Source organism: Kribbella sp. CA-293567 (assembly GCF_027627575.1).
Taxonomy (GTDB): Bacteria; Actinomycetota; Actinomycetes; order Propionibacteriales; family Kribbellaceae; genus Kribbella.
In genome coordinates this window covers 4,766,447-4,786,332 of the sequence record NZ_CP114065.1, presented here as the reverse complement: position 1 = coordinate 4,786,332, position 19,886 = coordinate 4,766,447, and the positions used below count along the sequence as shown (strand labels likewise).

The 19,886-nt window shown below is 69.7% G+C and carries 16 protein-coding genes; 7 read left to right on the top strand and 9 right to left on the bottom strand.

Features of this window, described 5'->3' with window-relative positions; translation table 11 throughout:
- Positions 1-129: 129 nt before the first annotated feature.
- Complete coding sequence (locus OX958_RS21905) at positions 130-657, top strand: hypothetical protein (RefSeq protein WP_270131016.1); 528 nt, start codon at positions 130-132, stop codon at positions 655-657.
- Between the two features lie 74 nt (positions 658-731).
- Positions 732-1,805, top strand: coding sequence for a glycoside hydrolase family 172 protein (locus OX958_RS21900; RefSeq protein WP_270131015.1), 1,074 nt, complete (start codon positions 732-734; stop codon positions 1,803-1,805).
- Between the two features lie 4 nt (positions 1,806-1,809).
- Here the strand turns inward: OX958_RS21900 and OX958_RS21895 are convergent, their stop codons facing one another.
- The 8 genes from OX958_RS21895 to OX958_RS21860 all read right to left on the bottom strand — a co-directional run bounded on the left by OX958_RS21895 (position 1,810) and on the right by OX958_RS21860 (position 8,320).
- Complete coding sequence (locus OX958_RS21895; protein ID WP_270131014.1) at positions 1,810-3,093, bottom strand: glucoamylase; 1,284 nt, start codon at positions 3,091-3,093, stop codon at positions 1,810-1,812.
- Between the two features lie 10 nt (positions 3,094-3,103).
- Positions 3,104-3,985: a DMT family transporter gene (locus tag OX958_RS21890; protein ID WP_270131013.1), complete on the bottom strand. Its 882-nt coding sequence runs from the start codon at positions 3,983-3,985 to the stop codon at positions 3,104-3,106.
- Positions 3,986-4,074: 89 nt separating this feature from the next.
- Positions 4,075-4,608 carry an EF-hand domain-containing protein gene (locus tag OX958_RS21885; RefSeq protein ID WP_270131011.1) on the bottom strand — a complete coding sequence of 178 codons (534 nt, stop codon included), beginning with the start codon at positions 4,606-4,608 and terminating at the stop codon, positions 4,075-4,077.
- Between the two features lie 116 nt (positions 4,609-4,724).
- Positions 4,725-5,552 (bottom strand): DUF4184 family protein, encoded by an 828-nt coding sequence (locus OX958_RS21880; protein ID WP_270131010.1) that lies wholly within the window; start codon positions 5,550-5,552, stop codon positions 4,725-4,727.
- A 56-nt stretch (positions 5,553-5,608) separates the two neighbouring features.
- Positions 5,609-6,409 carry a hypothetical protein gene (locus OX958_RS21875; protein ID WP_270131009.1) on the bottom strand — a complete coding sequence of 267 codons (801 nt, stop codon included), beginning with the start codon at positions 6,407-6,409 and terminating at the stop codon, positions 5,609-5,611.
- Positions 6,406-6,741, bottom strand: a complete 336-nt coding sequence (locus tag OX958_RS21870) for a PadR family transcriptional regulator (protein WP_270131008.1) — start codon at positions 6,739-6,741, stop codon at positions 6,406-6,408. Before OX958_RS21870 ends, OX958_RS21875 begins: the two co-directional genes overlap by 4 nt.
- Before the next feature lie 120 nt (positions 6,742-6,861).
- Complete coding sequence (locus OX958_RS21865) at positions 6,862-8,049, bottom strand: serine hydrolase domain-containing protein (protein ID WP_270131006.1); 1,188 nt, start codon at positions 8,047-8,049, stop codon at positions 6,862-6,864.
- Positions 8,050-8,080: 31 nt separating this feature from the next.
- Positions 8,081-8,320 carry a hypothetical protein gene (locus OX958_RS21860; protein WP_270131004.1) on the bottom strand — a complete coding sequence of 80 codons (240 nt, stop codon included), beginning with the start codon at positions 8,318-8,320 and terminating at the stop codon, positions 8,081-8,083.
- Between the two features lie 164 nt (positions 8,321-8,484).
- Between OX958_RS21860 and OX958_RS21855 the strand changes: the two genes are divergently transcribed.
- The 4 genes from OX958_RS21855 to OX958_RS21840 all read left to right on the top strand — a co-directional run bounded on the left by OX958_RS21855 (position 8,485) and on the right by OX958_RS21840 (position 13,781).
- Complete coding sequence (locus tag OX958_RS21855) at positions 8,485-9,747, top strand: sensor histidine kinase (protein ID WP_270131002.1); 1,263 nt, start codon at positions 8,485-8,487, stop codon at positions 9,745-9,747.
- A complete protein-coding gene (locus OX958_RS21850) occupies positions 9,735-10,391 on the top strand; it encodes a response regulator transcription factor (protein ID WP_270131000.1) in 657 nt (218 codons plus the stop codon). Before OX958_RS21855 ends, OX958_RS21850 begins: the two co-directional genes overlap by 13 nt.
- Positions 10,392-10,469: 78 nt before the next feature.
- Positions 10,470-11,270 carry an ABC transporter ATP-binding protein gene (locus OX958_RS21845; RefSeq protein WP_270130998.1) on the top strand — a complete coding sequence of 267 codons (801 nt, stop codon included), beginning with the start codon at positions 10,470-10,472 and terminating at the stop codon, positions 11,268-11,270.
- Between the two features lie 3 nt (positions 11,271-11,273).
- Positions 11,274-13,781, top strand: a complete 2,508-nt coding sequence (locus OX958_RS21840; protein WP_270130996.1) for an ABC transporter permease — start codon at positions 11,274-11,276, stop codon at positions 13,779-13,781.
- 62 nt (positions 13,782-13,843) lie between these two features.
- Here OX958_RS21840 and OX958_RS21835 read toward each other — a convergent pair whose 3' ends face one another.
- Positions 13,844-17,077, bottom strand: coding sequence for a TIM-barrel domain-containing protein (locus OX958_RS21835; RefSeq protein WP_270130995.1), 3,234 nt, complete (start codon positions 17,075-17,077; stop codon positions 13,844-13,846).
- 226 nt (positions 17,078-17,303) lie between these two features.
- Between OX958_RS21835 and OX958_RS21830 the strand changes: the two genes are divergently transcribed.
- Positions 17,304-19,778, top strand: a complete 2,475-nt coding sequence (locus tag OX958_RS21830; RefSeq protein WP_270130994.1) for an excinuclease ABC subunit UvrA — start codon at positions 17,304-17,306, stop codon at positions 19,776-19,778.
- The last annotated feature ends 108 nt before the right edge of the window (positions 19,779-19,886 follow it).

Below are 19,886 nucleotides of genomic sequence, written 5' to 3'. Positions count from 1 at the left end.
GTCGCGCTCACGGTAGGAGCTAATGTTGATTACTGCAAGATGCCGTGCAGAAATGTCGGAATCCCGACGGCCTGCCGGGCCTGCAGCGGGAGTCGGAGCGACGGCGGGCGGTCGGCTACTGTCTGCGGCATGAAAGTACCTCCGCCGGCGGTCCGGGCGTGTGCAGCAGCCGGAGCCTGTGTGGTGATCGCGATCGGCGCGGCACTGGCCGTGGACGGGCGACTCGACCGGCACTGGCTGCTGCGCGGACTGACCTTGGTGCTGGCGCTCGGCTGCGCGGGCGTGCTGTGGACCGACTCGCGGCGCAAGCTCCGGTCGATCATCGGCTTCGTCGGCGTGCTGATGTTCGGCCTGGTGATCCCGGTCAGCTCGACCACCTGGTCGGAGCCCCCGGAGATCAAGTTCGCCCTGGCGGTCGCCGACGACGCCGCGGCCGGCGCCCAGAAACAGGCGCGCAGCGTCGTGACCGTGGAAGACGTCAAGGCCGCCGCCGAGGCCCGCGGCGGCGCGGTCGGCTCCCTGAAGACCGGACGCACCCCCGAGATCCGCGGCGCGGACGCCTACCCGCTGATCCTCCGCGCCACCAAGGACCAGGGCCGCCCCCGCGCCTGCCTCACCTTCGAGCAAGGGCAGAACGCCAAGATCCGGCCCTGCTGAGCCACCTCGACCAGATGGTGAGAAATCGATTTCCAGATCTCGTGCCAGTGGGCGCCGCAACCTAGGGTCGGAGTATGACTCTTCCGAAGCTGTCCGGGATCAGCGCGGTCGTCGATGTTCGGACCCGCTCCATCAGTCCCGAGAATCCGACCGGCGAGCCCGGTCAGGGCGGTCGGCGGACCGAGGGGACGGGGGCGAACGCCGCTCGTGATCTCGGGGTCGGGTGGAAGGTCTCGCCGTCCATCGAGATCGCGGCCGGCGAGACCGTGACGCTGGCCGACATCGCCGGGCCGGGGTGCGTCACGCACATCTGGCTGACCACCCACAGCGACCACTGGCGGCGCCTGGTGCTGCGCGGTCACTGGGACGGCGACGAGGCGCCGGCGATCGAGACGCCGGTGGGGGACTTCTTCTGTTCGGGCTGGGGCCGGTTCGCGCAGGTCAGCTCGTTGCCGGTCGCGGTCAATCCGAACGGCGGGTTCAACTGTTACTGGGAGATACCGTTTCGCTCGCAGGCGCAGTTGACGCTGGAGAACACCCATGACTCGGCAGTGGTCGTCTACTTCCAGGTGGACTACTGGCTGGGCGAGGTCGCGCAGGACTCGGCGTACCTGCACACGCAGTGGCGGCGGAGCAATCCGCTTGCTGCCAAGACGGTTCACACCCTGCTCGACGGGGTGGAAGGGCCGGGGCACTACGTCGGGACCTATCTGGCGTGGGGAGTGAACAGCACCGGCTGGTGGGGCGAGGGGGAGGTCAAGTTCTACCTCGACGATGACGACGAGTTCCCGACCATCTGCGGGACCGGGACCGAGGACTACTTCGGTGGCGCCTGGAACTTCGATCTGGGGCCGGATCGTGGTGGCTACGCGGAGTTCAGTACGCCGTACCTCGGGATGCCGCAGGTGATCCGGCCCGACGGGCTCTACCAGAGCCAGCAGCGGTTCGGGATGTATCGCTTCCATCTGCCTGATCCGATCCGCTTCCGGGAGAGGTTGCGGGTCGAGGTCCAGGCCCTGGGGTGGCGGTCCGGCGGCCGCTATCTGCCGTTGCAGGACGACATCGCGTCGACGGCGTTCTTCTACTCGACCGCGACCAGCACAACGCGGCCCGAGGCGCCGACGCAGGACGTGATGGAGATCTGTTAGTTGCTCAAGGCACCGGTAGCGGGTGGTCCAGCGCCGAGGCGGTGAGGACCACGAGAGCCGTCGTCCAGGCGAGCGGTGCTTCGCCGGCGGGCTTGAGGTCGCGGTTGACCTTCTCCGGCAGCGAACCGGTGGCGGTGCGGTGCGAGTTGAGCCAGGCAAGCAGTTCCTGCGCCGTACTGCGGTCGCCGCGGGCGGCGGCGCTCAGCGCGAACAACGCGGTCTGCGGTGTCCAGGAGACTCCGTCGGTGCGCCATTGTTCGCCGGGGGTGACGCCGCCGTTGGGTTGGGTGAGAGCCTCGAAGGTGCTTTCGATCGCTGCCGTCACGACGTCGCGGGCCGGAGCGAACGGCGGGCCGAGGACGGTCACGATCGCGTCCGCGGCGCCGCCGATGCCGATCGGCTCGATCCCGGGCTCGACGAAGCTGACCGCTTCGGCGGGGGTGCGCGGGTAGTCGGGGCCGAAGGTTTCATCGGTTGCTCTGGACAGCCTGTCGAGTGCGTGCTGCCAGGTAGCGACTTCGGTACTGCGGTCCAGTGCTGCGGCGATCTTCAAGCCGGATCTGAGCCCGGTGATCAGCGGCGCGATGGTGCCGAGCGTGACGTCCGACTCGGGCCGCTCCCAGTAGTCGGGGGAGGCGGCAGGCAGGTCGTCGTCGCCGAGTTCGGCGACGATCTGATCGCCGGACTCCTTCACCATCGCCCAGTACTCCGCGAGGGGTTGACCGGCTGGGGGTGTGGCGGCCTCGACACCGGATCGGCCTGCTGTACGCAGCTTGGTTTCGGCGCAGAACCAGGTGGCCCAGAGAACCCAGCCGGAGCCGTCGAGCTGCGGTTCACGCCCGTCCGCGACCTCCTTGCCCTCCGGAGCGGAGTACCGGGCACCCCAGCGGCCGGAGGACGGCCTGGTCCGGTTGAGGAATCCGAGCACCTTGTCGGCTTCGGCGTACTGGCCGACCGAGCAGCGGGCGGCGGCGACGAACGACGCGTCGCGAGGCCAGACGTAGCGCCAGGGGCCGTCCCAGCCGGCCAAGGTCGCGCCGTCCGGCAGGGTGAGCGCGTCCAGATCGGCCAGGGCGTCGCGGATCAGTTCGGGGCGGGCCAGGTCGGCCGAGTCGACGGGTGGCTCGATCCCGGCCGGGCCGGAGCGGCCGGTGATGCCCTCGGCAACCAACTGGGGCTGCGGGTTGAGGTGCAGGTTGACTGCCGTACCGGTGGCCAGGACGGCGAGCAGCAGCACGATCACGGCGGACGGGAACCACCGCACCCGCCGCGCGCTGTCGTCGCGCATCTCACCCTCCCTATTGCCCGAGGTGCTGGACCTCGGCCTCGAACTTACGCCGTGGCGCAAGCTCGACCAGATACATCGCGGACAGCACCAGCGCGCCACCGAGCAGCATCCGTCCGGTCAGGCTGTCGGTGCCGAACAGGACGGCGAACGCGGAGGCGAACACCGGTTCCATCGTCATCGCGATCGCCGCCCGGGTCGGCGTCAGGTGCGCCTGCGCCCAGGTCTGCACGATCAACGCGAGCGCCCCCGCGACCAGCGCCATGTAGATGACCGCGATCCAGTCTCCCGAACCGGTGGGCAGCGAGAAGCCACCGGGGACCGCGCCGACGGCGCAGACGGCGGTGATCACGACCATCTGGAGGGCGGACAGACCGAAGGCGTTCTCCGGGGTGGACCAGGCACCGAGGCCGATGATGTGCAGCGCGTAGAGGCAGGCCGAGGCGAGCGTCAGCAGTTCGCCGGTGCCCATGCTGAAGCCGCGGAGCGAGAGTACGGCGAGGCCGATGGTCGCCAGGACGACGGCGACCCAGGCCCAGCGGCCGATCTTGTGCCGCAGGATCACGGCGGCGAGCAGGGGAGTGAAGACGACGTACATGCCGGTGACGAAGCCGGACACGCTGGCCGAGGTGTGCCGCAGTCCCTCGGTCTGCACCAGTTGCGCGATGCCGTAGGTGATGCCGAGCGCGACACCCCGGCCGCGGTCGAGGCGGCTGAGCTTGGAGATCGCGGGCGGGTGGATGGCGATCAGCGCCACCGCGGCGATCGCGAACCGGAGCGCCAGGTAGTCCGCGACGTCCATCCGGTCGAGCAGGTCCTTGGTCAGGAAGAAGGTGGACCCCCAGGCCGCCGCGACCGCAAGCAGGGCCAGCACCGCAACACGCGACCGATTCACCACCAAAGCCTCTCAGACACCTGACAGGTTCGGCGAATCAGTCCCTGGCCGGCCCGCCACCAGCCGGCGGCGGGCCGGTGCGGCTGGGGTCAGTACGGGCCGAAGACCCACTGGGACGGGGACTTGGGGTCGTCGCCGCGCCAGAAGTCCGACCACAGGCCGCGGAACTCCTCGCGGGACAGGTGGCCGTTGCCGTTCAGGTCGAGACTGGGGAAGACCTGCTCGAGGCCGTCGTCGGAGCCCTTCCAGGCGTAGACGACCTGTTTGTGTTCCTCCAGGGCGATCCGGTCGTCGCCGTTCTCGTCGATGGCGTCGAACATGGCGTCGGCGGTCGAGTAGATCGCGTCGTCCATGGCCGGCAACTGGTCGACGACCGTCATCAGCTCGTCGAGTGACACCAGGTCGTCGCGGTCGCCGTCGGACATCGTCGAGATCGCCGACCACCAGCCCATCATGATCGTCCGCATCCGCTCGTGGTCGGCGGTCCCGGGCTGCCAGCCACGGAGGCCCACCCACCGCTGGGTCAGGCTCTCGAAGTCGGACTCGTCGAGGTAACCGTTGCTGTCGGCGTCCATCGCGTGGAACACCGCCGCGATCTTGCGTCGCTGGAATTCGCTGGCCATTTGTTGCCCCTTTCACCGTTCCGGTCCGCTTCGGACGGTACGCCGCCGGCGGCACCCCCGCACGCTGGGTAATCGCTCGATGTGTGTCGGGTTATCGCTCGGGGTGGCGGTGGCAATTACCTCACAGCGGTGGCGACCTGCCAGCCGGCGGCGTAGAGCAGCAGCGCGATCGCCGCCGCCGCGCCGGCGCGCTTCGCTGCTCCGGTCAGCACGCCTTCGGCCAGGCTGGTCCAGGAGGCCGGAACTGTGCTGGTCGGGTAGCTGGTGCTGATCACACCGTTGCCTTCGTCAACGATGACTGGGTGGTCGTAGTCGACCACCGTCACCGTGCGGAAGTCGGTGTAGTCGTCGTGAGCGAGTGCGGCAGCACCCAGCAGCGGGGCGGCGATCAGCAGGGTGATCGCCACCCGCCGCATCGTGGGGCCGAGGTGGTGGGTCTTGTCGTCCGGACGGCGGAGTCGACCGCGTCGCGTCCAGAGGAACCAGCCGACCGTGGCCAGGCCGAAAGCAGTGCTCGCGTGCTGCAGCAGCCGGGCAGCAGGGACGACCTCGGCGTCGGTGAGGGCGTCCCACGCGAGGTGGGTCGCGATGCCGATCAGTGCGGAGAGTGCGAACCAGGGCAGGTACGAAACGAGCGCTCGGCGCGCGGAGGTCGGGAGGGCCAGTCCGGCTGGAAGCAGCGCGGTGAGTGGTGCGCGCAGCAGCCGGTAGGCGATCACGAGAGCGACGGCGTACAGGAGGGCGATCGGTACGCCGGTGAGCGTGTGGGAGTGCGTCGCGTTGAGGAACGGCTCGTACCAATCGCCGGCACTGGTCGTTGGACCGAGTGTGTCCACGAAGTACGGGACGTCGGGCGCCATCGCGCCGGCCAGCAGGGCCGCCGGCACGAAGGGATGGCGGAGCAGAGGCAGCACCGCGGCGGGGTGGGCCAGGGTGAAGGGCATTTCGATCGTCCTCTGCTTCGCGCCACATGAATGGTCCGAATCAGACAATACTCACTTCAACGGAGTATCGCCAACCAGCCACTCGTAGCGGCGTAGGCGAGGAAAAGCGGTGCGGCCACCACCATCGCGCCCAGTTCACGCAGTCCGGACGACCGCGCGTGCAAGGCGAGAGCAGCACCCGTGAGCGCAAGGACGAGCAGCGGCCAGACGCCGTAGTCCGTGCTCACGATGAAGTTGCGGGTGAGGACCAGAGCGATGGGAAACCACGCGACAGCGGCCGCGGCTCCGGCCACCGCGGACAGCCGCCGGTCGCTGCGGCGATCCGGGGGACACGCGAGTATGACAAGCGCGGTCAGCGCCGCGGCGATCGCCTCGAACGGCCCATCGCCGTACAAACTCGGCGCGAAGGTCCACTGGACGGCGAACCCGAGCAGTCCCGCGACCGCCAGAACCACACCAGGCACCCACCACCTGAGCAGAGCGATGATCGCGCCGGCCGACATCAGCCCGAGGAAGCCCACGTTCAGCGACCACGCGAGATCCATCGTCACCAGGTGACTCCAGGTCGATCCTGGCGAGATCGCGAGGCCGGCGTACCACCTCATCAGCTGGATCCCGCCGTACGCCGCGGCGACCGCCAGCGCGAACGGCGCGGCGAGAGCGAAGAAGCGTCCGCCGGCCGCCGCGGAGTCGAGCCTCAGCCGCACCCGCACCGCGTGCGCGACCAGGTCGGCGTCGGCACGCAGCCGGGCCCAGCGGGGGAGATCGATCGTCATCTCACGATGGACGTCGAGGATCTCGCGTCCGTACGCGGCCCGATAGGCGGCCGGGTACAGCCGGAGAAGGGGGTCGCTCATGTCGCAGGCGCTGTCCCGGCGGCCAGGCGGCGGCGTACCTCGCGGGCGGCGGCGTCCAGTCTCTCCGCCTCGGCTTCCAGGCGCTCCCGGCCGGTGGAGGTGAGGGCGAAGACCCGGCGGGCCCGGCCGCGCACGACCTCTTCCCGCACCACCTCGATCAGGCCCTCGGTGAGCAGCCTGTCCAGCGCGCCGTACAACGCGCCGGTGCGCGGCGCGACCCGGCCGTCGGTGATCGCCTTGACCTCCTGGGCGATCGCGTAGCCGTGCCGGGACTCGTTCGCGAGCGCGGTCAGCAACAGCAGCGCCAGCTCCTGCATCCCTCGGTCGGTCATGTCACCAGACTATTCGGTCCGGCCCGGGCAGTCCTCGGTCGGCGGGGACCTCGGCGAGCAGAGCGCGAACCTCGAGCAGCCCGTCCCAACCGGTGGCGGGACGGGCTGTGCTGCTGGTGGTCAGCTGCAGAGGGCGGTGTCCAGTGACTTGGCCACTCGCTTGGCGTCCTCGAGGGTCGTCGGCATCGCGGTGACGGCCAAGGCTGCTTCGCGACCGTCGGCGGTGACCGCGTTGCGGGTCTCGTAGCCGAAGATGTCGCCGCCGTGGGTCCAGGCCGTGCCGCCGCAGGAGAGCTTCAGCTGGGCGATCCCGAGTCCGTAGCGAGAACCGCCGACCACATCGAAGTCCTCCGCGGGCACCGTGGTCAGCATCTCCTTGAGCTGAGCGGGCCGGAGGAGCTTGCCCTGGACGAGTGCGGTGAAGAAGCGGTTCAGGTCGGCGGGGGTACCGATCATCTGGCCGGCGGCCCAGCCGAGGGACGGGTCCTGCTCGGTGACGTCGGTCTCCTTCCCGTCCGGCGTGGTCTTGTAGTAACCGCGGGGATGCTCGCCGAGGATCCGCTCGTCGCCCACACCGGGCCAGTAGGTGTCCCGGAGCCCGGCGCGGTCGATCACCCGGCGGGTGATCTCCTCGCCGATCGGGCGACCGCTCACCTTCTGCGCGATCAGCCCGGCCAGAACGTAGTTGGTGTTGCTGTACTCCCAGCCGTTGCCCGGCGCGAACGAGGCCTTCTTCCGCAACGCGACATCGACCATCTGCCGCGGTTCCCAGTACGTGTGCTGCATCGGCAGGTAGTCGAGCACGATGTCGTCGTAGTCGGGGATGCCGCTGGTGTGCTGCAGGAGCTGCCGCACGGTGATCTTCCGTCCGTCGATGCCCTGGCCCCGGACCAGACCCGGCAGGTACTTCTCGACCGGGCTGTCCAGGCCGATCTTGCCTTCACCGGCCAGTTGCAGCACGACGACGGCGGTGAAGGTCTTGGTGTTGCTGCCGATCCGCACCCGGCTGTCGCGATCGAGCGACTCGCCGGTCGTCCGGTCCGCCACCCCGGCGGTGTAGGTCCGCACGCGTCCGGAGCGGTCCCGCACGGTGGCGATCGTGCCCGGGAAGCTCGGTCCCTTCACCAGGTCGTTCAGGCTCTTCTGTACGGCGCTGTTCGGGCGGCCTGCCGGGGAGCCGGTCGCCGGCGCTGCCGATGACAGGGCGGCGCCGGCGCTCAGGCCGGTGATCGCGGCGACGGCGGAAACGGCCAGGGTGAACCGCCGGCCGAACAGGCGGCGACGCGACGGGCTGTGAGGCGATGACATGGGATCTCCTTGATCAGCAGGACCGGGGATTTCAGTGCCGGGGCGACTTGTAGTGATGCACGATCAGCCCGGCGATGCAGCCGAGGGCGACCAAGCCGAAACCGACGCCGATGAACGGACTGACGCCGATCGAGGACAGCGTCGCGTTGGCCGCCGCGCTGACGAACAGGCCGATCCACAGCGCGGTGCGCAGCGGCGTACGGCGGGTCTCGGCGGGTGCGGCGACGTGCTGGTTCTCGACTGTGCTGGAGATTCGGTACCGGTCGGTCATGGTGGCTCCTCGGGGTGATGGTCGGCGTGGTCACAACGCTAGGTTCCGGGCCGTCGGCGAACCATCCAGCCAACAGGCCGGCGGACGGTACAGCAGGCTGTACTTTTTGGCGTGCCAGGCCGATCGCCTCCCGGTGTGCCTTACGGTCGTCAGCAGGAGGTGACATGACCGTCGCGCAGCAGGAGAAGCGTCCCCGGAAGGCAGGGTTCCTGCTGTCCCGGCTGGGGCTCGCCGTCGATGCGCTCGAGCATCTCGTCGGCGGCCTGGGGACCGCGATGCTGGCCCTGGCCGCGCTGTTCTGGACGGCCGTCGTCGCCGTCCTCTCCGTGCTCGGGGTCGGCGTCTTCCTGATTCCGTCCGCCCTGCAGGTGACTCGCGCGATCGCGGATCGTGAACGCGCCCGGCTCACTCGCTGGGGACCCGACGTGATCGGCGCGGAACCCCTTGCCGACGGCCGATGGCAGGCGCTCCGCGATCCGGCCGTACGCCGTGAGCTCAGCTGGTTGTTGCTGCACGCAACCTTTGGCTTCGCGATCGGGCTGCTCGGCCTCGGGCTGCCGTTGTACGCCGTCCAGAGTCTGAGCTTCCCGCTGTGGTTCGAGTTGCTGCCTCCAGGCTCCACCGGACCGGGAGTGTCGTTCTGGCGGATCGACGGGATCGGCGACGCGCTGGTCGTCGGCCTGACCGGGCTGGGCTGGTTCTTCGTCACCATCGCGATCAACCCGGTGCTGGCGAGGCTGCAGGCCCGGCCGGGACGACGGTTGCTGGCGCCGTCGGCCGAGGTCGACCTGTCGTTGCGGGTGTCCCAGCTGAGCTCGTCGCGAGCGGCGGCCCTCGACGCGCACGCCGTCGAACTGCGGCGGATCGAGCGGTCCCTGCACGACGGGGCGCAGAACCGGCTGGTCGCCGTGAACGTCTTCCTCGGAGCGGCGCGCCGCGCCCTGGCCCGCGACCCCGCGACCGCGGACGCCGTCCTCGCGCAGGCCCAGGACGCCGCCGAGCTGGCGCTGGCCGAGCTGCGCACTGTTGCCCGCGGCATCCTTCCGCCGGTGCTCGCCGACCGCGGCCTGGCCGGCGCCCTGGCGGGCCTCGCCGCCGGCTCCGGCGTACCGTGCGAGCTCGAGGTGGAGATCGCCGGCCGGTGCCCCGCCTCGGTCGAGGCCGCGGCCTATTTCGTCGTCGCGGAAGCACTGACCAACGTTGCCAAGCACAGCGCCGCGACGAGCGTGGCAGGCACCGTCCGCAGGGAGCGCGACCAGTTGGTGATCGTCATCGAGGATGATGGGCGCGGCGGTGCCGACGAGCGCCGTGGCTCCGGCCTGACCGGCATCCGGAGGCGGGTCGAGGCTTTCGACGGCAGCCTGACCCTGACCAGCCCGGCCGGCGGGCCGACAGTACTGCGAGTGGAGCTGCCATGCGGATCGTGATCGCCGAGGACGACGCCCTGTTGCGGGAGGGGCTGGCGCTGTTGCTGCGCGCCGAAGGGCTGGACGTGGTCGCAACGACCGATTCGCCGGAGTCCTTCCTGATCGCTGTCGACGAACACGAGCCTGACGTGGCCATCGTCGACGTCCGGATGCCGCCCACCCACACCGACGAAGGGATCGTGGCAGCGGTGGAGGCGCGGCGCAGGCATCCGCGGTTGGCGGTGCTGGTGCTGTCCGCCTACGTCGAGCAGGCTTTCGCGACCGAGCTGCTGGCCGGGGGAGCAGTGGGGCTGGGCTACCTGCTGAAGGAGCGGGTGGGCCGGGTCGACGAGTTCCTCACCGCACTGCATCGGGTCGCGGACGGTGGGACGGCGGTCGACCCCGAGGTCGTCGGCCAGTTGCTGGCGCGACGCCGTCCGGACAGCACGCTGGAACGGCTGAGCCCGCGCGAACGCGATGTCCTCGCCCTGATGGCCGAAGGGCTCGGCAACACCGTCATCGCCGAGCGGATGTTCGTCACCGAAGGCGCCGTGCACAAGCACATCCGCAACATCTTCGCCAAGCTCGACTTGGCGCCCGACGACAGCGCCGACCGCCGCGTGACCGCCGTACTGCGCTACCTGGACGGCAGCCAGCGCCGGTGACGGAGGTGGTGCCTGCACCACCTCCGTTGACCCGAAGGCTGCATGTTGCGGGCGTCCCGATCGCCATAGCGTTCTGGTATGCCTTCACTCACCGCGACACCGGACCGCGAACTGCTCGTCGTCCCCACCACCCCAGCCGCCGTACGGGTCGAGCAGCTCACCCGGGTCTACGCCGCCGGCGGCCAGCCGGTGACCGCGCTGGACGGCGTCCAGGCCACCTTCGACCGAGGCACCTTCACTGCCGTGATGGGACCGTCGGGCTCCGGCAAGAGCACCCTGCTGCAGACCGCCGCGGGGCTCGATCGCCCCAGCTCCGGCCGGGTCTGGATCGGCGACACGGAGCTGTCCGGGCTGTCGGAGACCAAGCTCACCGAGCTCCGCCGGACCAAGGTCGGGTTCGTCTTCCAGGCCTTCAACCTGATCGGCGCGCTGACGGTCGAGGAGAACATCACCCTGCCGCTGAGGCTGTCCGGTGCGCGCCCCGACCGTCGCTGGCTGGCCGAGGTGGTCGAGCGGGTCGATCTCGGTTCGCGCCTGCGGCATCGGCCGGCCCAGCTGTCCGGGGGCCAGCAGCAACGAGTCGCGATCGCGCGAGCGCTGGCGATGCGTCCCGACGTCATCTTCTGCGACGAGCCGACCGGCGCGCTCGACACCCAGACCGCGGCCGAGGTCCTCGGCCTGTTGCGATCGACGGTCGACGAGCACGGCCAGACGGTCATCATGGTCACCCACGATCCGGTGGCCGCGTCGTACGCCGATCGCGTCGTGGTGCTCGCCGACGGCCGGATCGTCGCCGACCTGCCGCAGCCCGGCGCCGACCGGATCGCCGAGCAGTTGGCCTCCCTCGGTCGCCGCCCGCGGCTGAGCCGGGAGGGCTGACCGATGACGAACCTTGCCTTCAGCATGCTTCGCCGACGCCCAGGAAGCGTCGTCGCGACTCTGCTCGCCCTTGCGGTGGGCGTGATGATCCTGACCACGATGGGAATGCTGGTCGAGTCGGGTCTTCGGTACCGGCCCGAGACCCAGCGGTACGCCGCTGCCGCCATTGTGGTCGCCGATCGCGACATCACCTTCACCGGCAAGGAGTTCGGCGGCGATCCGTACAAGACGACGGTGACCTTGCCCGACGGCGGCACGGTGCCGGCTGAGCTGGTCGACCAGATCCGGCAGGTACCAGGAGTGGTGGCTGCCGTCCCCGATCACTCCATTCCGGTCCAGGCGCAGGCATTCGGCGCGGCACTCGGCCGCGGCTGGAGCAGCGCCGCGCTCACGCCGTACCGGCTGACTGGTGGGACGCAACCGAGCAAGGCCGGCGACATCGTCCTCGACCGGCGGCTGGCCGGTACGGCGTTGCGCGTGGGCCAGTCGGTTGAGCTGACGATCGCCGGTACCGCGCATCGCTTTCGCGTCAGCGGCTTCGCCGAGCAGACGACCGGCAACGGCCAGCCGGCCGCGGCGTTCTTCACCGACTCCCAGGCCGCGGCGTTCGCGCCGCACCCCGGCCGCGTGGACGCCATCGGCGTCATCACGGCCCCCGATGCTGATCAGCCCGCCGTCGCGGCCGCGGTCGGCCGGCTCGCGGAGCCTGCTTCGGCCAAGGCTTACACCGGGGACGATCGGGCGAAAGCCGAAGAGTCCGGCGCCGCTGGTCAAGCGAGTGATCTTCTGATTCAGGTTGGTGCGGCCTTCGGTGGCTACATCGTCCTGCTGATCATCTGCGTGGTGGCCGGCACGGTCGGCCTGTCCGTCCGGCACCGTCGCCGCGATCTCGCACTGCTGCGGGCGATCGGCGCCAAGCCAGGTCAGGTACGCCGGATGCTGATGGCTGAGGCGGCGTTGACGGGTGCCGCCGCCGCGGTGATGGGAGTGCCGGCCGGTCTCCTCACGACGCGCTGGGCAGTCGGCGAACTGACCAGCCGGGGTTTCGTTCCCGCTGGTTTCCCCATGGCCAACGGCGCTCTGGCCGCGTTGGCAGCGGTGATCGTCACCACGGTCTTCGCGGTGCTCGCGACCCTGATCGCTGCTCGGCGGATCACCGCCATCCGGCCCACCGAGGCGCTCGGCGAATCGGCTGTCGAGTCGGCCGGCAACAGCAAGATCCGCCTCGGGTTCGGTCTGGTGACGCTGGTGGGTGCGCTGTCTTCGAGCGTGGCCACTGTCAGCCTGGGCGGCCAGACAGCGCTGGCGGCCGCGATCGGCATGCTGTACCTGTTCGTCATCGCGGTCGGCCTGCTCGCGCCGTGGATCAACAGGTTCGCTGCCCGGTTGCTGGCGCCTGTCCTGCAGCGTTTCTGGGGCACCAGCGGGTTTCTCGCGACCGCCAACCTGAAGGCGAACGCGCAGGGGATGGCGACCGTGCTCACCGCGTTGGTCCTGTCGGTCGGCTTCGGTGGTTCGGTGTGGTTCCTGCAGGACAACCTGGAGCGGGCGACCCTCGACCAGAGCCGCGACGGGATGCTCGCGCAACACGTGCTGACCGCCCCGGCAGGTCTGCCCGCTGACGCTGTCGGCGAACTGCGCGGTGTGCCGGGGGTCGAGGCGGTCACCGGCGTACGGCGTACCTCGGTGATCGTCAGGATCATGGACGGCGCCGAAGTCGTCAGTGCCCGCGCGATCGACCCCGGCGACGCCGCGTCGACGATGGACCTGAAGGTCGAGAACGGCAACCTGAGCGACCTCCGCGGCGACAGCATCGCGGTCTCGGGGCTGCGGGCGTCTTCCCAGGGCTGGAAGGTGGGGGAGCAGGCGGAGGTCTGGCTTGGCGACGGTACCGCGAAGAAGTTGCGGGTGGCCGCGATCTACCAGCGGGGCCTCGGATTCGGCGACGTGATCCTCAGCCGGGAGACCGTCGGTGCGGGCCTCGACGAGGTGCTGATCCGCACTGCCCCCGGCGCGGACGCCGATGCAGCGCTGGCCAAGGTCGCGGCCCGCTACCCCAGCAGCACGCTGCTGGCGGCCGGCGATGTCACCGGCGCACTGGCCACCGACCTTGCCCTCAGCGCCTGGTTGAACAAACTGCTGATCGGCGTCATGGTCGGCTACGCCGCCCTGGCTGCTGCCAACACGATGGTGATGGCCGCGCTGGCCCGGCGCCGGGAACTGGCCTTGCTGCGGCTGAGCGGCGTGACCCGTCGTCAGGTCAAGCGGATGATCCACGCAGAGCAAGCCGGCCTGCTCGGCGTCGCCCTGGCGATCGGCGCGACCATCGCCGCAGTCACCTTGGTGGCCGTGGTAGCCACCCTGACCGGCGATCCGGTTCCGTACATCCCGCCGCTCGGCTGGGCAGCGGTACTGGGCGGAGCCAGCCTGCTCGCGATGACCACCACGATCCTTCCGATCAGCAAACTTCTCCGCACCCCACCGATCGAAAACCTTGCCACCAAGGAGTAGGCGTCACGCCGATCGACCGGACACCTCGCCGCAGGGAAGCGGCGAGGTGTCCGGTCGCGGTTTCAGTAGGAGATGCGGAGCGGAGTCCGGGTTCGTTGGGAAGGCGCGTTGATCGTGAGGGTCCGGCTCGCGCTGTCCCAGGTCCACTTCTGCGGGTCGAGCCGCTGGCCGTTGAGGCTGATGCGCTCCGGCGCGGCCGTGACGCCGAGGAGTTTCACCGTCCACTCGCGTTCGGTGACCTGCCCGGGGAACCGGCCCTGGGTCGCGTCGATCGTCAACTGGTGACGGCCGGGAGTCTCCTGGTAGGTGAGGTTCGTGGTCGCGTTCAGGGTCTGGTCGGTCGTCGTGCCGTCGTCCTCGTAGAGGGTGAAGCGCCCGGAGGCGCCGGTCGCGATGGTCGCGGTGACCTTCGTCAGCGGGTTCTGGACGTCGTTGGTCACGTTCGTGCTGCGGGTGGTGGTGATGCCGCCGGAGCGTTGGAAGACCGGCATGGTGCCGAGGTCGCTGGTGATCTGCTGGGTGGTGCCGCCGGCGTAGACCTTGCCGGTGAAGTAGTCGGTCCACTGACCCGGCGGGAACCAGACCGTGGTGGTCGACTGCGTTCCGGGTGTCGTCACGGGGGCCACGAGCAGGTCCGGACCGTAGAGGTACTGGCTGCCGGCGGTGGCGTAGGCGGCTTGCTCCTCCGGGTACTCCAGGTACATCGGCCGCACCATCGGTACGCCGGTCGCCGTCGCCTGCTGCGCGAGTGTGTAGGTGTAGGGCACCAGGTTCTCGCGCAGGTTCAGGAACTTGGTCGCGGACTTCGCGGCCTCGGTTCCGTACTGCCAGGGCAGCCGATCGCTGTGGTTGCTGTGCAGCCGGTCGATCGGCTGGAACGTGCCGAGCTGGACCCAGCGTGCGTACATGTCGTCGGGCAGCTTGTTCGTCCGCCGCTGCTGCCCGCCGGACAGGTAGGTCTCGCTGCCGGGCAGTCCGGTGGTGTCGTTGTGGCCGCCGATGTCGTGGCTGATCGCCGACAGGCCGGTGGCCACCGACTCGGCCGGCGTGGCACCGACCTCGAGCCGGAGCGTGCTCCAGTTCGATGCCGTGTCGCCGGTGAAGTGCAGGGTGCTGCGCTTGTCGGCCCAGGGACCGGTGGCCAGCGGGAGAGGATTGCCGTAGCCACCCGCCTGGAGCGAGCCGTAGGCGCGGGAGATGACGAACCCGCGACCGGTGGCCGGCGCCGCCAGCTCGGCGTACTGCTGGTTGATCCAGGCGTCCGGAGTGACACCGGGCAGGCTGGATCGCGAGCTGTCGCAGCACCAGTCGAGCCACCAGAAGTCGTTGCCCTGGGCCATCATCTCCGAGTGCAGCTCCAGGTAGGCCTCGAGCTGGTCGGGGTCGCCCCAGTCGAAGGTGTAGCAGTCGGTGCCGCAGCCGGCCTTGGACAGCTTGCCCTTGGCGGTGGCCATCGCCCGGGCGAACTGCGGGTCGCTGCCCATGATGCTGGGATGGATGTTGAGGTTGGCGTGCAGTCCCTGGGACTTCGACCAGTCGAAGAACGCCTTGGGATCGGGGAACTTCGTGGTGTCGAACTGCCACCCGTTCCAGGTGTCGGGAGCCTTGAAGTCGGTGTCGATGGCAAGCACGTCGAGCGGCACGCCTTCGGCGCGGAAGCGGGCCAGGATCGCCTTGTAGTCGGCGGCGGTGCGATCGATGTACTCGGAGTACCAGACCCCGTAGGCCCAGCGGGGAAGCAGTTGCGCGGGCCCGGTCAGTGACTTCAGGTCCCGCAGGCCGGTCTTGTAGTCATGGCCGTAGGAGAAGAGGTAGCCGTCCTGGTACTGATGACCGCCGCGCGACGGCCGCTGCGTGACCTGCTTGGTCCGGACGTCGTACTGCGCCGAACTGGTGTCGTCGAGGAGATACCAGCCGTCTCGATGGAGAAGACCCGCAGTGGTGCTGGGAGCGCCGTTGTCGGCGTTGACACCGTCGAGGCCGCGCCGGTATCCGCCGAGCGCCAGGTGCGGCTGCGGTGCGGCGGCACCGGTCGGGGTGACCGCGACGGTGTCGAGGTTCACGTGGCAACTCGTTGCGTCAGGGCAGCCCAGGACGATCTCGTTGGTGCCTTTCTTGAGGTCGACCGGGACCGACGCGGCGCCCCAGGTATTCCAGTCGGCGGTCACGGGGAACGACGCCGTACGGGTCACGCCTGCGGCGGTGACACTGGCTGTCCTCGTTTCATGGCGTCCGTCCGCGCCGGTGCCGTTGGCGTAGCGCAGTTGCAGTTGGTAGGTGCCGTCGGCGGGGACGCCGACGACTCGCTGGGTAAGGCTTGACCCGTTGGAGAGCTCGGCGACGAACCCGCGACCGGCGTACTCGGGATGGTTGGCGGCGACGATGGCCGATCCACCCGGCAGCCCGGACTCCGCCTCGCAGCTGACCCCGAATCCACAGTCGCCGTACGCGCGGGCCGAGGCGGGCGGGTAAGCGGCACCGGACTTGAGCAGCGCGAAGCTGTCCACATTGATACTGCCGGAATCGGCCGCGGTCCGGCCCAGTCGTACGACGTGGTGGCCGGCGCCAAGAGTGACCTGTGCCGAGGCCAGCGCCCAGGAGTCCCAGCCGGCGGTCGGGGCGAAGGTCACGCGCTGAGCCGGGCCGCCGTCGACCGACAGACTGAGCGTGCGGGGCTCGTGCTTGCCGTCGCCTCCCGTTCCGTTCGCGTACCGCGCGGTGAACGAGTACGTCCCTGCCTCTGACACGAGGACGTCGGCGGTGGCCTGCATGCCGGCACTCTCGAACCCGGCGAGGAACCCGCCGCCGGTGTAGCCGGTGTGGTCCTTGGCGGTTCCCAGCCCGTCGGCAGCCAGGTCTTCGCCTTCGCACAGCGCGCCGGCAGCGCAGGTCAGGTGGTGCCAGGGCGTCGCATCGACCGTGGCGCTTGCGGTCTCGAACTGGACCCGCAGGTTGCTCGCGTCGAACGGTCCGGAGCCGAGGCGGTAGGTCAGCGTGGCCGCACTGGTCCGGAGGGTGAGGACTCCGTCGGCCACCGAACTGGTGAACGGGACGCGACCGAAGTCGCTCCGGCCGACGGCGTTGAAGGTCGCGGCATCCTCGAACTTGCCGTCGCCGGCGTACTCCGTCCGGATCAGCGTGGGGGACAGCACCTGGAAACGAGCGTTGCCCGCAACGACGGTCTGCGGGTCGGGTTCGGCCACGGCAGGCAGTGCCACCGTTCCTGCGGCCACCGCGGTCGCGGCCAGCGTGAGGGCCAGAGCCCGGCGGAAAGTCCTTGCTGTTCTCGTCCGCACGACGGAACTCCGATCTTGGAGGGGGCGGTTCTCCAACGATGTAGATTGTGGCAGAGCGAAGCGGACCATGTCGGGGCCCTGCGTGTCCAGAGCTGGCCGGCAGTTCGTGCCACGGGAATCCGTCCCGGTGAGTGCGGGGCCGTCGGCCGCATGTTTGCCGGGTGCAACGACATGTCCGCGTCGCGGCGGCGGTCCGCCCTCGGCCGGGGGTCCCTACGATGGCTGCATGCATTGGGGCGAGCAGGTAGCGGTACGGGGTGCCCGGGTCCACAACCTGAAGAGTGTCGACGTCGACGTGCCACTTCGGCAGTTGGTGGCATTGACCGGTGTCTCGGGGTCGGGGAAGTCGTCGCTCGCTCTCGGCGTGCTGTACGCGGAAGGGTCGCGGCGGTACCTGGAGGCGTTGTCGGCGTACACGCGCCGGCGGTTGTCACAGGCTGCCCGCGCGGATGTCGATGCGGTGGACGGCGTACCGGCCTCGATCGCGCTGCACCAGCGGCCCGCGGTGCCTGGGGTTCGCAGTACCTTCGGCACGGCCACCGAACTGCTCAACGCGGTCCGGTTGATGTACTCGCGGCTGGGTGCGCACTTGTGTCCCAACGGGCACCGGGTGCAGCCGACCATCGAGATCGCCTCGACCGCGCAACTCACCTGCCCGGTGTGTGGAGTGCGCTTCGCCGTACCGGGCGCGGAGGCGTTCGCGTTCAACAGTGACGGCGCCTGCGAGACCTGCACGGGGACCGGGGAGACGCGGCAGATCGATCAGCACGCGCTCGTACCGGACGAGTCGCTGACCATCCAGGAGGGCGCGGTGGCGGCGTGGGGCTCGTTCGGCGCCGGTCTGCTGCCGCAGGTGGTGGCTCAGCTCGACGTGCGGGTCGATGTGCCGTTCCGGGAGCTGACACCGGCCGAGCGCGAGATCGTGTTCAGTGGCGAGGAGACCAAGCGCACGGTCGTTGTCACGAGCAAGAAAGGCAACGCGTTCGAGCTCAACGCGACGTACCGCAACGCGAACCGGGTGATCCAGGACGCGCTCGGCAACGCGCAGAGCGAGACGGCCGTCACGCGGCTCGATCGCTTCGTCCACGTCGCCGGGTGTCCGGCCTGTGGCGGCTCCCGGCTGAACGAGCGCGCCCGTTCGGTGACACTCGACGGCGTCACGCTCGACGAGGTGTCGACCTGGAGTCTCGACCGCGCGACCAGCTTCGTCCGGGAGCTGCCTTCCACCGCGCCGGCCGAGCTCAGCCGGATGGCCACCCAGATCGTGCAGGCGTTCACCGCGACCGCCGAGCACCTGCTCGGACTCGGGCTCGGGTATCTGTCCCTGGGCCGGGCATCGCGGACGCTCTCGACGGGGGAGCTTCAGCGAGTCCAGCTCAGCCGAACCCTGCGGAGCAGCGCGACAGGCCTGCTGTACGTGCTCGACGAGCCGTCGATCGGGCTGCATCCCAGCAACATCGACGCGTTGATGACGGTCGCGCGCCGTTTGGTCGAGACCGGCAACTCCGTCGTCCTGGTCGATCACGACGTCCGGGTCCTCCGGCAGGCCGACTGGCTGATCGAGATCGGTCCGGGCGCGGGGTGGCACGGTGGCGAGATCGTTGCCATTGGCACCGTTTCTGACCTGGAGGAGTCGGCCACGTCGCTGATCGGAGGGTTCCTCAGCGGACGTGAGCCGGCTGTGGTCCGTCGGCGGGTGCCGCTCGGCGACCTCTTCGAGCACGGCCGGATCCGGATCGAGACCGGGCCCCGCTTCACCATGAAGGCGCTCGAAGCCGAGTTCCCGCTGCGGCGCCTGACGGCCGTGACGGGAGTGTCCGGATCGGGCAAGACCACCCTGGTACTGGACAGCCTCGCCGCCGCGCTCACCGGTCAGAACCCCAGGCACGTCCTGCGACTCGATGCCGGCGGCATCGACCGTACCGTCATCGTCGATGCCGCTCCGATCGGGCGGAACGTGCGCTCCACCGTCGCGACGTACAGCGGGGTTCTGGACGAGCTCCGGCGCGCCTTCGCCGGCACCGACGAGGCCGGCGCCCGTGGCCTCACCGCGGCCGACTTCTCGTACAACACCGGCAGTCTGCGCTGTCCGCAGTGCGAAGGCACTGGGCAGATCTCGCTCGACGTGCAGTTCCTGCCGGACGTCGACATTCCTTGCTCACTGTGCCAAGGACGCCGGTACGCGCCGGAGGCGGACGCGATCACCCTGGACGGCCTGTCCCTGGCCGGCGCCCTCGCGCTGACCGTCGAGCAGGCGCGGAAGAAGTTCACCGGCCTGCGAAAGATGCAGGCCCGGCTGCGCACGCTCGACGAGGTGGGACTCGGCTACGTCCTGCTCGGCGAGGCGACGCCGGCGCTTTCGGGTGGCGAAGCTCAGCGCCTGAAGCTCATCACCGACCTGGAGAAGCGGCAGCAGGGCACGCTCTTCGTCTTCGACGAGCCGAGCGTCGGCCTGCACCCCGCCGACATCCGCGTTCTGCTGAAGGTCTTCGACCGCCTCATCGACGCGGGCGCGACCGTCATCGTGATCGAACACGACCTGGACATGATCGCCAACGCCGACTACGTGATCGACCTCGGCCCCGGCGGCGGCATCGACGGCGGGCGGATCGTGGCCGCGACCACCCCGGACCTGCTCCCACAGGTGACCGAAAGCCTGACCGGCCACTACCTGGGGGAGACCCTGCAGCACAGAGAGTGAAATTCGGTACCTCCTTTTCACACTTGGTAACAGTCCCGGCGGCCGGCCGATGTAGCAGGTGGGACACCTCACCACGGCCAGCCGGAGCCACCGTGCCGGACGTGGTGA

What these genes read in the sequence shown, in the direction of transcription:
- OX958_RS21905 (WP_270131016.1), top strand. Translation starts at nt 130, where the DNA reads ATGAAAGTACCTCCGCCGGCGGTCCGGGCGTGTGCAGCAGCCGGAGCC.
- OX958_RS21900 (WP_270131015.1), top strand. Translation starts at nt 732, where the DNA reads ATGACTCTTCCGAAGCTGTCCGGGATCAGCGCGGTCGTCGATGTTCGG.
- OX958_RS21895 (WP_270131014.1), bottom strand. Translation starts at nt 3,093, where the DNA reads ATGCGCGACGACAGCGCGCGGCGGGTGCGGTGGTTCCCGTCCGCCGTG.
- OX958_RS21885 (WP_270131011.1), bottom strand. Translation starts at nt 4,608, where the DNA reads ATGGCCAGCGAATTCCAGCGACGCAAGATCGCGGCGGTGTTCCACGCG.
- OX958_RS21880 (WP_270131010.1), bottom strand. Translation starts at nt 5,552, where the DNA reads ATGCCCTTCACCCTGGCCCACCCCGCCGCGGTGCTGCCTCTGCTCCGC.
- OX958_RS21875 (WP_270131009.1), bottom strand. Translation starts at nt 6,409, where the DNA reads ATGAGCGACCCCCTTCTCCGGCTGTACCCGGCCGCCTATCGGGCCGCG.
- OX958_RS21870 (WP_270131008.1), bottom strand. Translation starts at nt 6,741, where the DNA reads ATGACCGACCGAGGGATGCAGGAGCTGGCGCTGCTGTTGCTGACCGCG.
- OX958_RS21865 (WP_270131006.1), bottom strand. Translation starts at nt 8,049, where the DNA reads ATGTCATCGCCTCACAGCCCGTCGCGTCGCCGCCTGTTCGGCCGGCGG.
- OX958_RS21860 (WP_270131004.1), bottom strand. Translation starts at nt 8,320, where the DNA reads ATGACCGACCGGTACCGAATCTCCAGCACAGTCGAGAACCAGCACGTC.
- OX958_RS21855 (WP_270131002.1), top strand. Translation starts at nt 8,485, where the DNA reads ATGACCGTCGCGCAGCAGGAGAAGCGTCCCCGGAAGGCAGGGTTCCTG.
- OX958_RS21850 (WP_270131000.1), top strand. Translation starts at nt 9,735, where the DNA reads ATGCGGATCGTGATCGCCGAGGACGACGCCCTGTTGCGGGAGGGGCTG.
- OX958_RS21845 (WP_270130998.1), top strand. Translation starts at nt 10,470, where the DNA reads ATGCCTTCACTCACCGCGACACCGGACCGCGAACTGCTCGTCGTCCCC.
- OX958_RS21840 (WP_270130996.1), top strand. Translation starts at nt 11,274, where the DNA reads ATGACGAACCTTGCCTTCAGCATGCTTCGCCGACGCCCAGGAAGCGTC.
- OX958_RS21830 (WP_270130994.1), top strand. Translation starts at nt 17,304, where the DNA reads ATGCATTGGGGCGAGCAGGTAGCGGTACGGGGTGCCCGGGTCCACAAC.